The sequence below is a fragment of the Streptomyces sp. R35 genome (assembly GCF_041053035.1).
Taxonomy (GTDB): domain Bacteria; phylum Actinomycetota; class Actinomycetes; order Streptomycetales; family Streptomycetaceae; genus Streptomyces; species Streptomyces lutosisoli.
The window spans coordinates 661,465-675,658 of record NZ_CP163440.1 but is presented as its reverse complement, the minus strand read 5'-3'; the positions used below and the strand labels follow the sequence as shown (position 1 = coordinate 675,658).

At 68.0% G+C, this 14,194-nt stretch carries 14 protein-coding genes; 9 read left to right on the top strand and 5 right to left on the bottom strand.

The genetic code is table 11. The features are described from left to right. Positions 1-301: 301 nt before the first annotated feature. Entirely contained in the window at positions 302-799 is a 498-nt protein-coding gene (locus AB5J50_RS03400; protein ID WP_369254731.1) for a hypothetical protein, read from the top strand. 135 nt (positions 800-934) lie between these two features. Continuing rightward, positions 935-1,285: a hypothetical protein gene (locus AB5J50_RS03395; RefSeq protein ID WP_369254729.1), complete on the top strand. Its 351-nt coding sequence runs from the start codon at positions 935-937 to the stop codon at positions 1,283-1,285. Positions 1,286-1,477: 192 nt separating this feature from the next. Here the strand turns inward: AB5J50_RS03395 and AB5J50_RS03390 are convergent, their stop codons facing one another. Beyond that, positions 1,478-1,639 (bottom strand): hypothetical protein, encoded by a 162-nt coding sequence (locus AB5J50_RS03390; protein WP_369254727.1) that lies wholly within the window; start codon positions 1,637-1,639, stop codon positions 1,478-1,480. A 219-nt stretch (positions 1,640-1,858) separates the two neighbouring features. On the opposite strand from AB5J50_RS03390, the gene AB5J50_RS03385 reads away from it, so the two are divergent. Further along, positions 1,859-2,539 carry a DUF4328 domain-containing protein gene (locus AB5J50_RS03385; RefSeq protein ID WP_369254725.1) on the top strand — a complete coding sequence of 227 codons (681 nt, stop codon included), beginning with the start codon at positions 1,859-1,861 and terminating at the stop codon, positions 2,537-2,539. 309 nt (positions 2,540-2,848) lie between these two features. On the opposite strand, the gene AB5J50_RS03380 is transcribed toward AB5J50_RS03385, so the two are convergent. Further along, positions 2,849-3,646 carry a maleylpyruvate isomerase N-terminal domain-containing protein gene (locus AB5J50_RS03380; RefSeq protein WP_369254723.1) on the bottom strand — a complete coding sequence of 266 codons (798 nt, stop codon included), beginning with the start codon at positions 3,644-3,646 and terminating at the stop codon, positions 2,849-2,851. Between the two features lie 109 nt (positions 3,647-3,755). Further along, positions 3,756-5,009 carry an RNA-guided endonuclease InsQ/TnpB family protein gene (locus AB5J50_RS03375; RefSeq protein ID WP_369254721.1) on the bottom strand — a complete coding sequence of 418 codons (1,254 nt, stop codon included), beginning with the start codon at positions 5,007-5,009 and terminating at the stop codon, positions 3,756-3,758. A 256-nt stretch (positions 5,010-5,265) separates the two neighbouring features. Here AB5J50_RS03375 and AB5J50_RS03370 point away from each other — a divergent pair, with 256 nt between their 5' ends. Beyond that, positions 5,266-5,775: a DinB family protein gene (locus AB5J50_RS03370; RefSeq protein WP_369254719.1), complete on the top strand. Its 510-nt coding sequence runs from the start codon at positions 5,266-5,268 to the stop codon at positions 5,773-5,775. Here the strand turns inward: AB5J50_RS03370 and AB5J50_RS03365 are convergent. Both AB5J50_RS03365 and AB5J50_RS03360 read right to left on the bottom strand, forming a co-directional pair. Continuing rightward, complete coding sequence (locus AB5J50_RS03365; RefSeq protein WP_369254717.1) at positions 5,740-6,240, bottom strand: helix-turn-helix domain-containing protein; 501 nt, start codon at positions 6,238-6,240, stop codon at positions 5,740-5,742. The two genes, AB5J50_RS03370 and AB5J50_RS03365, sit on opposite strands and share 36 nt — an antisense overlap. 159 nt (positions 6,241-6,399) lie before the next feature. Then, positions 6,400-6,789, bottom strand: coding sequence for a signal peptidase I (locus AB5J50_RS03360; RefSeq protein WP_369254715.1), 390 nt, complete (start codon positions 6,787-6,789; stop codon positions 6,400-6,402). A gap of 375 nt (positions 6,790-7,164) precedes the next feature. On the opposite strand from AB5J50_RS03360, the gene AB5J50_RS03355 reads away from it, so the two are divergent. The 5 genes from AB5J50_RS03355 to AB5J50_RS03335 all read left to right on the top strand — a co-directional run bounded on the left by AB5J50_RS03355 (position 7,165) and on the right by AB5J50_RS03335 (position 14,173). Next, the gene (locus AB5J50_RS03355; RefSeq protein ID WP_369254713.1) at positions 7,165-8,238 is read left to right on the top strand and encodes a LacI family DNA-binding transcriptional regulator; all 1,074 of its coding nucleotides are present in this window, start codon (positions 7,165-7,167) and stop codon (positions 8,236-8,238) included. Positions 8,239-8,633: 395 nt separating this feature from the next. After that, a complete protein-coding gene (locus AB5J50_RS03350; RefSeq protein WP_369254711.1) occupies positions 8,634-10,028 on the top strand; it encodes an ABC transporter substrate-binding protein in 1,395 nt (464 codons plus the stop codon). 81 nt (positions 10,029-10,109) lie between these two features. Continuing rightward, complete coding sequence (locus tag AB5J50_RS03345) at positions 10,110-11,051, top strand: carbohydrate ABC transporter permease (RefSeq protein WP_369265292.1); 942 nt, start codon at positions 10,110-10,112, stop codon at positions 11,049-11,051. After that, on the top strand, positions 11,048-11,986 hold the full coding sequence (locus AB5J50_RS03340; protein ID WP_369254709.1) for a carbohydrate ABC transporter permease: 939 nt from the start codon (positions 11,048-11,050) through the stop codon (positions 11,984-11,986). Before AB5J50_RS03345 ends, AB5J50_RS03340 begins: the two co-directional genes overlap by 4 nt. A 48-nt stretch (positions 11,987-12,034) precedes the next feature. Further along, positions 12,035-14,173 carry a beta-galactosidase gene (locus AB5J50_RS03335; protein WP_369254707.1) on the top strand — a complete coding sequence of 713 codons (2,139 nt, stop codon included), beginning with the start codon at positions 12,035-12,037 and terminating at the stop codon, positions 14,171-14,173. Positions 14,174-14,194 lie beyond the last annotated feature (21 nt).

Sequence of the window (14,194 nt, the reverse complement as noted above, 5' to 3'; positions counted from 1 at the left end):
CCATACGTAGATGAGCCCGGTCGCGTTCAATCGCCTCGCAGATTCACAGCAGCCTCATATCCGGGTTCCGGGCGATCACGGCCTCGGAGCCTCGGAGCCTCGGGTGCTCGCGAGCAATGGCATGAAGCAGCCCCCGTTCTGGACGGCTTGAGCGACTTCCTACGCGGGGACCTAAGATCCACTGATGTACCGATCCCCCTCCGAGCTCATTGCGCAGTGTCGACAGAACTTCGGCTCTGGGCCGCGGTCGTTCTCCTGGCGGGACAGGCGGACGTATCTCCGCATACCTCGTCGGAGGTGGATGTCTGACGATCCATTGCTCGGCATAATCGAACAGCAGGACTTGCTCCTGGAGAAGGGCATCGTGGTCTGGGCATCGCTAGTTCAGGCCAATCAGCTTCTGTTCAAGCCGGGCCGTTACGATCATCCAGCAGTCGTGCTCTACTGCGCCGATCCGGAGAGCTTCGACGATCAGCCCGACGAACTGCGGGCTGTTGCACGGAAACTGTACTCAGTCAAGGGGAAGCTCCTGGCAGATCCTGTGCTGCAGCCATTCGCCAACATGTTGTGCAGGGAGCTGTCCCGGGAGATGCGGATGCCGGTTCCTCCAAGCCTGGTCGATGGAGCGCCCGCGTACTGCACAGATGTGATCGTCGCTCGACGGCACTTGCCGGCCAGGACGCTCGACCACCCACTGTTCCCGTTGGTCATCCTCCCGACCTGCGACGCAACGATGATCCTGCCCAGCCGGTTCTGGCCAGACGAGTTGCTCAGTGCCTGGGTGGGCGTGCCTGCCTGAGTTCACGACAACTTCTGGAGTGTCATGCCTCCGGTGCATAAGTCGGGAGAAGCGGCGAAGCCGAACAATGAAGCCCTCTGCCTGCGATCACTCCCGCAGTCAGCTATGCGGATCGCGTCGCCTATTCTCTAGATCATGGAGGACTTGGAGGCCTTTCGAGCAGCGGTCAGAGCGCATGCGGCAGCCATGCTGAATGGCAATGCTTCACCGTACGATGCGGCGTTGGAGATCTGGGGTCTCGCATGTCGTGCGTGGCCAGGGGATGACGGTGACGAAGCGTGCTATTCGCTTCAGCTCGTCTGGGGCGCGCTGACCGATTGGGTTGAGCTTCGGTCTGCGGAAACGGATCAAGCAGAGATGCACATGATTACGGCCGCCCGTGAGTGGCTGACCATCGAGGGGGATCGAGAGGCCGAGGCCCGGTACTTCGATCGTTGGGTTTACGGCGTCCTCGGGTACGAGCGTCCGGCTCCGCCACGAACCTAGTCCGCGATCTTGAAAACCGTCGTGGCAGCGATGTGACCGTGGGTTCAAATCCCACACCCACCGCAGGTGAACGGCCCCTGACCAGGGAAATCGGTCAGGGGCCGTTCTCGTGCCCGCTGTCCGCCAGCGACGGTGGCTCCCCGCTGTTTCCCGTCCGAACGGGCACGGGAGGGGCACGACGGCTGGCGATCTCTAGACGGCGAGCAGACCGGCGAGCAGCAAAGCCGCCACCGCAGAGAAGAGCCGCGGCTTCCTCCAGCCCGGTCCCGAAGCCTGGCGGTTCAGCTCCCACATGAACACCAGACCGCCACCAAGTCCCAGCGCGCTCCGCAGCAGGAAAGCGATGGTGTGCACTGGGCGCCTCCAGAGGCCTTCGAACGGACGTGAAGGCTATCCCTGGTGGCGGTCGCGTGGATGGCCAGCCCCGTTCACGCTTGTTGATGTCAGTCGCTGATGTCAGCTCACCGTGCCGGTCTTGACCTGGCGAGACGCTGTGGCATCAGCTTCCCTGGGAGGTAAGATCCGCTGCCGACCTGCGGGAAGTCCGAACGGGCGGCCTCCAGGGGGTGTGAAGTGGCTGAAGCAGTTAGGTTGCCGCGCGGACAGGCCCGGTTTGCCTCCGCCGCGCTCGCCGCGTTCGCGTTGGTGACTGTCGCGGCCGGGCTGGCAGCGTGGCACAAGTACCAACTGCTGGCGGGATCGCCGGCGCCGGGGCCGTACGTAGACAACCCATTGGTCGAGGTCGACACGTATTTCAGAAACCTGATGGGCTGGCGGACGGGTCTGCTCCTCGCGGCCCTGCTTCAGTTCAGCATCTGGCTTGCCAACATGCGCGACGTCGCGGATGCGCTCTGGCGCCAGGGCCAGCGTCGGCGCAGGGCGTGGCTCGTCTTCGGCTGGGTGATACCGGTGGCGCAGCTCTTCATACCCAAGATGTTCGTCAACGACCTCTGGGCTGCCAGCCGGCCGAAATCGCAGCGTCGTCGCGGACATCCCCTGCTCACGGCATGGTGGCTGTCCGTCCTCGTCGCGGCGAACGCATACAACGATGCCCCCAAGGCACTGAAGAAGGCGGTCACCGCCAGCCAGGCTCGCCATGCCCTTCGCCAGATCATGTTCAGCGATGGTTTGGACATCTGTGCCGCTGCGCTCTCGATTGTCGTCGTCTGGCAGCTCATTCGCAGGTTGGAGAGCGCCACACTGACTGCGACGCCGCCCGCTGAGGTCTGCCCGACGGGTCAAGCGAAGTCCTGAGGATCCCTGGGCATGCGCATGCTCACGCGGTCGGTGGAGTCTCGATGACCGAGTCAAGTCGGCAGGGCGCCGGCCCTCGGCTGAAGGTGGCACCCCGCGCGGTACCCAACTTCTGAGGTCTGGCCTCATCCTTATCAGGTCGATCACGGGGGTCTGTCAACGTCGGCCAACGGCCCTTGCGCCTCGGTCGATCGTTCACTGAGGTCCGGCGCTGATCGCTGCGGTTCGTGCTTGTTGGTGTCAGCCGCTGGTGTCAGACGCCGCATGCAGTCTTGACAAGGCTTACCTCGCCGCTCTACAGCACCCGTCCTACTCCTCCGGTTCCCACGCGCGGAGCAGGTCGAACAAACCTGCGTCTCCGTCGATCTGCAGTGAGTCCGCCGGGATACGGTCGTACACGAAGAGGACCAGCTCACTGGCCGTGCCGCGGACGGAGACGCCAGCCGCGTTCGGGCCCTCGTCGGCAGCGGCGACAGGCGTCGTGCCGGGCGCGGGGATACGGGTGGAGCGTGCGCCGTCGCCGTCGACCGTTAGGCGCCAGGAGTGGCCCTCGGTGGCGTGGAAGTCGAAGGCAGTGGGCTTGTGCGGCCAGGCACTCGTCGTTGCGACGCAGGTGAACAGGAACTCCTCGACACCGTCGAGTGCCACCTCATCCGGCAGCGGCTCCGGGGCACCCACAGTGACCTGGGCGTCGTAGGTGTGCACCGCGATCTGCTGGAGCTGGTGCCGGGCGACGGCGCCACAGGTCTGCGGCGACTGCGACGCACCCCACCACGTCCAGCAACCGCGATCCGGGCCGGCCTCCCGCAGTGCGTCCAGCAGCTCCTGCGTCGACGCGGCCAACCAGGCCGGAACGGCCTCGCGCTCCCGAGGCGCAGCCGGGGCGCCCTCTGGTACGGACTTGGCCGGAGCAGGCCCTGCGGCGACGGTGGCGGCCCAGGCGCGGCGCCCCTCGCCGATGTGCTGCGCCAGATCGAACAGCGTCCACTCCGGGCAGGTCGGCACCTGCACGTCGAGGCTGGGCGCGGAGGCGACCGCGGCGCGGAAGGCGCTCGACCGTTCGTCGATCAGTCGCAACAGAACGGGGAACGTAAGTGTCGTTGTCACATGGACTCACTATCACCGTGTTCCAACAATCGGACAGTGATTTTCACAGCCGAGGCGGCGAGCGCGCGGCACGGGCCGGGCGCCCTCAGATGACGCCGTGTCCACATTGTCAACGACCCGGGACTGAGAGTCCCGGGTTTGCACAACGGGCGCCACTGGTTGTGGTGCTGGGTTTGCGTCTTGTCCCACGGCCGGGTTTCGGGGGTGGGTCTGGGACGGTTGACTGCGCCCCGCGTCGCCACAACTGTTCCGCGCGGGCGCGGATGTTGCGGGAGCCGTTCCGGTCCGCGTGATCAACGAATCCGCAGTTCCGGCACGCGAACCAGGCCTGCGAGACCCGGTTCGCCTTGTCGATGTGGCCGCATTCGGCGCAGGTGCGGGAGGTGTACGCCGGATCGACGTGCACCACCGGCACCCCCGCGTTGCGAGCCTTGTACGCGATGAACGCTCCCAGCTGGGCAAAGCTCCAGGAGGAGTGGGTGGCCCGTTGGGGCTTGCGAAGCCGTACCCGCTCACGGATGCCCGTCAAATCCTCCAGGGCGATGCCGCGACCGGTGCGTTCTGCCTCGGCCACCACGTGTTTCGCGATCTTGTGGTTGATGTCTGTGGCCCGCCGCGCCTCCTTGCGGCGCCGTTTCTTCAGGCGGCGGTTGGCGGAGGGGGTGTTCTTGCGCTGGAGTTTGGTCCGCAGGGTGCGCTCGCGCTCCCGTCCCCGGTTCAGTGCGCGCCCGGCCATGATCTGGCCGTCCGAGGTGGTGGCGATGTTCACGATCCCCAGATCGATCCCCAGGAACTCCTCCACGTCGGCTTTGAGTGGGTGCTCGGGGATCTCGCAGGTGGCGTTCAAAAACCACATGCCGTCCCGGAACAGCAGGTCCGACTCGCCCTTGCGGTACAGGGCCAGGCGCGCCAGATGCTCCGGGGAGGCGGTGAACGCCACCTTCTTCGTCCGGCCCGGCAGGGTCCACAGGGAGACGGTGCGCTCGGTGATCTGCCAGGACAGCATCCGGTCGTCGTAGGGCTGCGCACCTTCGGGGCGGAAGGCCACCGGTTTCCCGGCGGCCCGCCGGTAGCGCTTCGACCACGGCTTGCCCAGGTTCCCGGCCTTCAGGTTCGCCTTCAGCGTGGTGTAGGCGTCACAGGTTTTCTTGATCACGTGCTGGGCGGCCTGCGCACCCAGCCCCCACTGCTGCTTAACCTGAATGTAGGTATGCTCGCGCAGGGCGAAGTTCCGCTTCACGTCCTTCTCGAACGCCACCGACGACACCCAGGAAGCTGCTTCGTTACAGGCGCGCAGGGTCGCCTCAAGTGCCGCCGCCTGCACGGGCGTCGGCAGCAGCTTCACCTGCACCACCAGCTTCACCCGTGCGACGCTACCCGCCCTCCGGATCACCGGCATTCGAACACCGAGATCTCACCGGGCCCTCCGGGCCGGTTTGTTGGCCGCGCTCCGCGCTGCACGGCGCGGCGGCGCTCCGCGCCGCCCAGCTCAGGATGCGATTCCTCCCGGGCGTGAACGCCCGGGGTTCCTCGCAAGATCATGCTGAATTGTCGTATGGGGACGGCTGACGGGAGTGGATACTGGCCCCGAATGCAGGCACGGATGAGGAGCACGGTCAGTGACCAGCGACAACCGCATAGGACCGCCCAATTTTGGCAGCGAACGCGACATGCTGCGGGCCTTTCTCGACTACCACCGCGCGACCCTCGCCATGAAGTGCGAAGGGCTTACTGACGAGGAGTTGCGACAGCAGTCGATGCCGCCGTCGACGCTCTCGCTGCTGGGCCTGGTGCGGCACATGGCGGAGGTCGAGCGTGCTTGGTTCCGGCGGGTGTTCGAGGACAACGACGCGCCCATGGTCTGGTCCGAAAAGATCGACTTCCAGGCGGCGTACGACGCGAGCGCGTCGACCAGGGCGGAGGCGTTCGCAGCCTGGGAGGCCGAGGTGGAGAACTCGCGCCGTATCGAGCGGGAGGCTGAGTCCATGGACCACGCCGGGTATCAGCCAAGGTGGGAAGAGGAGGTGTCGCTGCGGATGGTGATGGTGCACGTGCTCCTGGAGTACGGCCGCCACAACGGGCACGCGGACCTTCTACGTGAGGGTGTCGACGGGACCGTGGGCGCCTGAGTCCGCAGGAGTCACCAACCTCCGGGGCAGTCCGAGCCGTCGCTGTGGACGCGTGCGGCCCACCACGTACGCGGGGTTGGGGCGCAGGCTCTCCAGCGGCAGATCGGTGCCGGCGGGCACGGACAGGCTGGGCACGGCCGCCGGTGCGGCCGGCTGCCCGTCGGCACAGGCGGCGAGGTTCCGCAGGTGCTTGTGTTCGGCCTCGTCCAGGCGAAGAGTGCGGGTGATGGCGTCGACGACGGAGGGGCTGGGGCGGGTCTCCGTGCCGCGTCCGAGACGTGTGTAGTAGTCGTTGCTGATCCCGGCGAGGGTGACCACTTCCTCGCGGCGCAGGCTGGGCGTGCGGCGCAGCCCGCCGCTGACCGGCAGACCGACGTCGCCGGGTGTCACCCGGGAGCGGCGGGCGCGCAGAAAACGCCCCAGCTCGATACCGCCGCTGCCACCGCTGTGCTGCTCACGTGCCATGTTTTTCAGACTTGCACCCCGTGACCGCTCCGGGTCTGCGGGCTGAGTGCCGTCGCCACTCCTGCCAGCCACATCGGCAGCCGGCCGCGCCTCTGGTTGAGGCAGGGCGGGGGAGTAGCAGGTCCACGACCTGGAGCCCACGCGGACCGACCTTCGTACTCAGCTCTCCAGGCGCGCCCGGTCCTTCTCCGTTGCCGCGTAGCCAGGCACGGACGGCCACCGGACTGTCAGCACCACCGACTCCTCCTCCGCGAACCATGAGTGGTCGACTCCGTGCCCCCACACGACGTAATCGCCCTGCTCTTGCAGAACAACGCTGCGGCCGGGCAGGTCAACGCGGAAGCGGCCGCTGACAAGAACCAGGAGAGCCGTGCGTTCCTCGCCTCTCACCCATTCCAATCGCTCGTCGCCGCGAGGATGGACGCCCCATTTGATCTCCACGGCCTCGCTGTGACGTGGATCGTCGACGTCCTTGAAATGGCCGAGAAGCCACCCTCGGTCCAGTGGCGCGTCCTTGCCCGCATTGCCCACGTACACGCTGTCGTTCACGTTGCGGGATGCTAGCAACCGCTCTCGCAGGCGCCATCACCGCAATGACAGTTCCTGAGCCAGACCTTGTCCCAATTCCCCGCCGTCCGGCCGTTGTTGTTGGTGTCGTCCGAGCCCGGCGCGAGTTCGTGGAGGCGGTCGGCGTCCGGGTGGCAGTGTGTGGCTGACGCCGCGTTTGAAGCGGTCGCCGCCGCGCTGCACCGGCTGCCTCGCACCCCTGGCGGCCGCCACTCGACAGCGCGCCTCGAGTACGGAGATGTTGCGCAACCCCTTGACGCGTCTCGCTCCGTTGCGTAGATATGTCTGCGCAGTCATGGCAGCGCAGTCAGACGGGAACTGGCCACGTTGTCACCTGCCGGAGATCAGGAGACACGCATGGCACGACTGGCAGGCCGCAGCACAGGCACCGCGCCGCGCAGTATCGACGTGGCGCGTCTGGCGGGCGTCTCGCAGAAGACGGTGTCCCGGGTCATGAACGGTGAGCAGTACGTCTCCGACGACGTACGCCGACGTGTCCTGGAAGCCGCCGACGCGCTCGGTTACCGGCTGAACCACGCCGCCCGGGCGCTGGCCTCCGGACGGACCCAGACCATCGGTGTGGTGACGCTCGGAACGGCCCTGTACGGGCCCGCCTCACTGCTGATGGGCGTCGAACGTGCCGTACGGGACACCGGTTACGCGCTCCGCGTGGTCAACACGATGGAGGGCGACGCCGCGGGCATCGCCGGTGCCGTCGACTCGCTCCTCGAGCAGGGCGTGGACGGCATCGTCATCTCCGAGCCGATCGACGAGGAGGGCGGCGCGAACCTCTCCGTCCGCGTCGACGTCCCGGTCCTGACCCTCGGCGCACCGCCGCCGTTCGCCGCCTCCCAGGTGGTGACCGCGGGGCTCGTCTCCCATCAGCTGGCACAGGCCGTCACCGAGCACCTGCTCGAACTGGGGCACACGACCGTCCATCACCTCGCAGGTCCCCAACGCTGGTTCGCCGCACGGGACCGTCTTGAGGGATGGCGTGCGACGCTGGCCGCGCACGGCAGACGGGAACCGCCTGTCATCGAGGGTGACTGGTCGGCCGCCTCCGGCTACGCGGCCGGTCGCCGGCTGGCTGACGACGACAGCGTGACGGCCGTCTTCGCCGCCAACGACGACATGGCCATCGGTCTGATCCGCGCGCTGCTGGAAGCCGGCCGGCGCGTACCGGAGGACATCAGTGTCGTCGGTCTCGACGACATTCCGGTCGCCGCTTATGTGACACCGCCCCTGACGACGGTCCGACAGCCGTTCGACGCGACGGCGCAGGACGGCCTCAAGCTGCTCGTGCACGCCATCGAGAACCCGGACGCGGACCCGATACCGGTGGACAACCCGCCGGTCAACCTCGTCGTCCGCGAGTCGACCGCACCCCCGCCGAACCGGACGACCCCGGAACGCTGCCGGACCACGGACTGACTCCGCAAGAACCCCGTTCTCCGACCCCGACCACGAGGGGAGTTCCGCCCACCCACAGCCCGTCCACCCCTCCCACCTGCTGCGACACCCGTAATCGAGTGCGCGAGCCGACCCACCCGCATCAGGTCGTCGTACCTCCCACTCGCCAGCGCCGCGGCCTGGGCACTTCCCTTGAGCCGACCATCGCCCAGGCCGGCGTCCCGTCTCACGCCCTCACCGGCGCGAGCCCCCTTTTCGGTCAACGAGCGTGACGTGCTCGGCCCCGGGATCTGCGAGGAACGTGCTCGTCCCGCCGGCCTTGCCCCGCTCCTCACGCCTGAACGCACCTCCCGGCATCCCTTCAGCGCGCCGTCGCCCGGCGCGCGGATCCCTTACGCCTCTCTGCGGAGTTCACCATGTCCAGATTTGCCACAGCCGCTTCCTCGGCCTCCCTGAACCGTCGTGGCTTCCTCGCCGCGACCGGAGCCCTGACGCTTGCGAGCACGCTGTCCGCCTGCGGTGGCGGCGACTCGGGCGGCTCGTCCGCTACGTCCGCCAAGCCGGTCAGCCAGGCCGACATCGACAAGGCCATGAAGACCCCGACCGAGCTGACGTTCTGGACCTGGGTCCCGAACATCGCCCAGGAGGTCGCGCTCTTCGAGAAGAAGTACCCGGCCATCAAGGTCAAGGTCGTCAACGCAGGCCAGGGCACACCGCAGTACACCAAGTTGCGTACTGCCCTGAAGGCCGGCAGCGGCGCCCCCGACATGGTGCAGATCGAGTACCAGGCCATCCCGACCTTCACCATCACCAACAGCCTGCTGGACCTGCGGCCCTACGGCGCCTCCGCGCTGAAGAGCCGGTTCGTCGACTGGACCTGGAGCCAGGTCAGCGGCGGCAAGGGCGAGGTCTGGGCGATCCCGCAGGACACCGGGCCGATGGGCATGCTGTACCGCAAGGACATCTTCGACAAGCATGGTATCCAAGTGCCCGCCACCTGGGACGAGTTCGCCGCCGCGGCCCGCAAGCTCCACAAGGCCGACCCGGACGTGTACCTCACCAACCTGGCGGCGAACCAGGCCGCCGCGTGGCATGGCCTGCTCTGGCAGGCGGGCGCCAAGCCGTACGTGACCTCGGGCAAGAGCGACATCGCCATCAGCGTCGACGACGCCGTCTCCCGGAAGCTCGGCGTGTACTGGGGCGGACTGGCGAAGGAAGGCGTGATCGGCGTCGACCCGGACTTCACCGACTCCTGGTACGCCGGACTGAACAAGGGCAAGTACGCCACCTGGCTCACCGCCGCCTGGGGGCCCGCCTTCCTCTCCGGCTCGGCCAAGTCCACCGCCGGCAAGTGGCGCGCGGCCCCGCTCCCGCAGTGGGACGCCGCCAAGCCCAGCTCGGGGAACTGGGGCGGCTCGACGACCGCGGTCATCCGCTCCACCAAGAACCCGATCGCGGCGGCCCAGTTCGCCCAGTTCCTCAACAGCGATCCCGCCAGCGCCAAGATGTTCGCCACCGAGCAGTTCTTCTTCCCGGCGACGAAGGCCGTGCTCGCGGACGCCGAGTTCGTCGGAGACGCGCCGTCCTTCTACGGCGGCCAGAAGGTCAACCAGGTCTTCGCCGACGTCAGCAGCACCGTCAACCCCTCCTTCCAGTGGCCGCCGTTCCTCGACCAGGTGGCCACGGACTGGACCGAGACCGTCGGCAAGTCCCTCGCCGGCAAGTCCGACACCGTCCGAGCGCTCGGCGCATGGCAGACACGGCTCACCACCTACGCCAAGAGCCAGGGCTTCACCGTCAAGACCTCCTGACGGAGCGTCGGGTCCCGCGCCGCGGCGCGGGACCCGCCCGTCCCCCACTCGCCCGATCCCACCCCTCAGAAAGGCCCGATGATGACTGCCACAACCGCGGCCTCCCCCAAGGGCCGGCGCCGAGACGGGCCGACATGCCCCGGGCGCGACGGCACGCGCCGCCGCCGGTCGGCAGGGCCACTGTTCATCGCCCCGTTCATGGTGCTGTTCCTGCTGCTCTTCCTCGCCCCGCTCGGTTACGCCGCCTACCTCAGCCTCTTCCAGGAGAAGCTCATCGGCGGCTCGACCTTCGTCGGCCTGGACAACTACGTCACCGCGCTGAAGGACCCGCTCTTCCTCAAGGGCATCGGCCGCGTCGCCCTGTTCTTCCTGATCCAGGTCCCCGTGATGCTGCTGCTGGCCCTGTTCTTCGCGCTCGCCCTGGACAGCGGCCTGCTGCGCCTGGCCCGGGTGATCCGCCTCGGCATCTTCGTCCCGTACGCGGTCCCGAGCGTGATCGCCACCCTCATGTGGGGTTACCTCTACGGCCCCGACTTCGGCCCCTTCGCCCAGATCAGCCGCCATCTCCACCTGCCGGCCCCGCACTTCCTCAGCGACAGCTGGATGCTCGGCAGCCTCGCGAACATCGTGACCTGGGAGTTCGTCGGCTACAACATGATCATCCTGTACGCCGCCCTGCGCACCATCCCCGCCGAGCTCTACGAGGCCGCCGCCATGGACGGCGCCGGCGCCTGGCGGATCGCCTGGTCCATCAAACTCCCCGCGCTGCGACCGGCGTTGACCCTCACCCTGCTGTTCTCGGTGATCGGCAGCTTCCAGCTGTTCAACGAACCGAAGTTGCTGATGAGCGTCGCCCCGGACGTGATCAGCAGTTCCTACACGGCCAACCTCTACGCCTACTCCGTCGCGTTCATCAGCCAGCAGACCAACTACGCGGCCACGGTGTCCTTCATCCTCGGGCTGATCATCGTGATCGTGTCGTACGCCTTCCTGCTCACCGCGAACCGCAGGAGGACCTCATGACCACCGTGACCCCCGCACAGTCTCCTGCTTCGACGGGGAAGCGGCTGCCCGCCGAGGCCCGCACGCGGCGCCGTTCGCCGTCGGCCCGCCGGCGCAGCACCCCGCTCACGATCGCCATGCTGGCCGTCCTGGCGTACTTCCTGCTCCCGCTGTTCTGGCTGCTGATCGCCTCGACCAAGAGCACCCAGGACCTGTTCAACAGCTTCGGCCTGTGGTTCTCGCACGCCCCGCAACTGCTGTCGAACATCAAGGCCACCTTCACCCAGGACGACGGCGTCTACGGGCGCTGGCTGCTCAACACGGTCCTCTACGCCGGGGTGAGCGCGCTCGGCGCCGCACTGCTCGCGGCGGCGGCCGGCTACGGCTTCGCCAAGTACCGCTTCCGAGGCCACGGCGCCGCCTTCAACCTCATCCTCGGCGCCATCATGATCCCGACCACCGCCCTGGCGATCCCCACCTACCTGCTCTTCGCCAAGGCGGGCCTGGTCAACACCCCTTGGGCCGTCATCCTGCCTTCCCTGATCAGCCCCTTCGGCCTCTACCTCATGCGGATCTACGCCGAGGACGCCATCCCCGACAGCCTCATCGAGGCCGCCCGCATGGACGGGGCCGGAGAACTCAGGATCTTCTGCACGATCGCGCTGCGGCTGCTGGCCCCCGGTCTGGTGACCGTCATCCTCTTCACGCTCGTCGCCACCTGGAACAACTACTTCCTGCCGCTGATCATGCTCAACGACCCGAACCTGTACCCCATCACGGTCGGGCTCTCCTCCTGGGCCGCCCAGGCGCAGAACGGCGGCGCCGGAGCCAGCAGCGACATGCTCGCCCTTGTGGTGACCGGCTCCCTGATTTCGATCGTCCCGCTCGTCCTGGCCTTCCTGATGCTCCAGCGGTACTGGCAGAGCGGCCTGGCCACCGGCGGCGTCAAGCAGTAGCCCGCGCATTCCTCACACCATTCCCCGTATCCCCGGAGGTTTCCCTTCATGGCGGCTCTGCCTGCCCGCGTCCTCTTCGGCGCCGCGTACTACCACGAGTACACGCCCGCCTACGGCTCCCAACTGCCGCCCGACGAACGCCTCAAGACCGACCTGGACCTGATGGCCGAGGCGAACTTCACCGTGGTCCGGGTCGGCGAGTCGGTGTGGTCGACCTGGGAACCGGAGAACGGCCGCTTCGACCTCGACTGGCTCCAGCCGGTGCTGGACGGCGCCCACGAGCGCGGCATCTCCGTCGTCATCGGCACGCCGACGTACGCCGCGCCGCAGTGGCTGGCCCGGCAGTACCCGGAGATCACCGCAGAGCACGCCACCGGGCAGCGCCTCGGCTGGGGCGCCCGTCAGGAGATCGACTTCACCCACCCCGCCTTCCGGTTCCACGCCGAGCGGATCATCCGCAAGATGGTGGCCCGGTACGCCGACCACCCGGCGGTCATCGGCTGGCAGGTGGACAACGAGCCGGGCCTGCACCTCTTCCACAACCACGGCGTTTTCCAGCGCTTCGTGGACCACCTGCGGGAGAAGTACGGGGACGTCGAGACCCTGAACCGCGAGTGGGGCCTGGTGTATTGGTCCCACCGGCTGTCGACCTGGGCGGACCTGTGGACACCGGACGGCAATGAACAGCCCCAGTACGACGTCGCCTGGCGGGAGTTCCAGGCCCGGCAGGTCACCGAGTTCATCGGCTGGCAGGCCGACATCGTCCGCGAGTACGCCCGCCCCGACCACTTCGTCACCACCTGCATCTCCTACACCCGCCAAGGGGTGGAGGACGACGAGATGACGGACCGCCTCGACATCGCGTCGGGCAACCCGTACTACGACATGCAGGACGGCCTGCTGCTGCCCGATCCGACTCCCGACACCCACGAGCAGCAGTGGAAGACCACCGGGGTGTGGTCGATGTACCAGACCGCCGACTGGATGTTCTCCTCGCGTCAGGAGCCGTTCCTGGTCACCGAGACCAACGCCCAGAGCATCGGTTTCCCGTGGGACAACCGGCCCGGCTACGACGGCCAGTGGCGCCAGGCCGCCTGGGCCCTCGTCGGCCGCGGTGCCCGCATGATCGAGTACTGGCAGTGGCAGACCCTGCGCTTCGGCGCGGAGACCTACTGGGGTGGCGTCCTCCCGCACAGCGGCCAGCCCGGCCGTACCTACGCCGAAATCGCCCGTCTCGGCGCGGAGTTCGAGGCCGCCGGCCCGCTGGTCGCCGGTCTGGAACCGGACGCCGACATCACGATGGTCTACTCGATGCCGAGCAAGTGGCTGATGCAGAAGTACCCGCCACTCGCGACCGCCGACGGCGAACCGGACGCCACCGCCTACCACCGGTTCTTCGACCCCTTCTATCGCGGCGCCTTCGAAACCGGCCGGCAGGTCCGCATCGTCCACGCCCGCCAGCTGCACGACCCGCGCGGCGAACGGGAGGGGATGACACCGGAGGAGGCCGTCCAGCGTCACCCCGTCCTCGTCGCCCCGGCCCTGTATGTCGTCGACGACACCACGCTCGACTGGCTGGAGGCCTACGCCCGGGCAGGCGGCCACCTGGTCCTCGGCCCGCGCACCGCCTACGCCGACCACGAGGCACGGGCCCGCCACGAGCCGACCCCCGGACGTCTCGTCCCCGCAGCGGGCGTCCGGTACGACGAGTTCAGCAACCTCACGCGCGAGGTCCCGGTCCGCGCCGTGCCGGGCAGCCCGCTCGACGTGTCTGCGAACGCCACGGCGACGCAGTGGATCGAGGGCCTCACGGTCGTCGACGCGGATGTCCTCGCCACGTACGAGCACCCGCACTACGGCCGCTGGCCCGCCGTCACCACCCGCCGCCACGGCGAGGGTCGGGTCACCTGCGTCGGCGCGATACCGGGCCGCGGCCTCGCCCGGACGCTGGCCGAGTGGCTGGCCCCGGCCGCCAGCAGCGGGTGGCGCGACCTGCCCGCGTCCGTCACCGCGACCACCGGCACATCACCCGACGGCCGCCGCGTCCACATCGTCCACAACTGGAGCTGGGAGCCGCAGAGTGTCGCGGCCCCGGTGGACCTCTCCGACGCCCTGAACGGCACGTCCCACCCGACGGGCACGCCGCTGGACCTCGGGGCCTGGGACGTACGCGTGTTCGTCTCCTGATCCACCCCTTGTGAACACCTC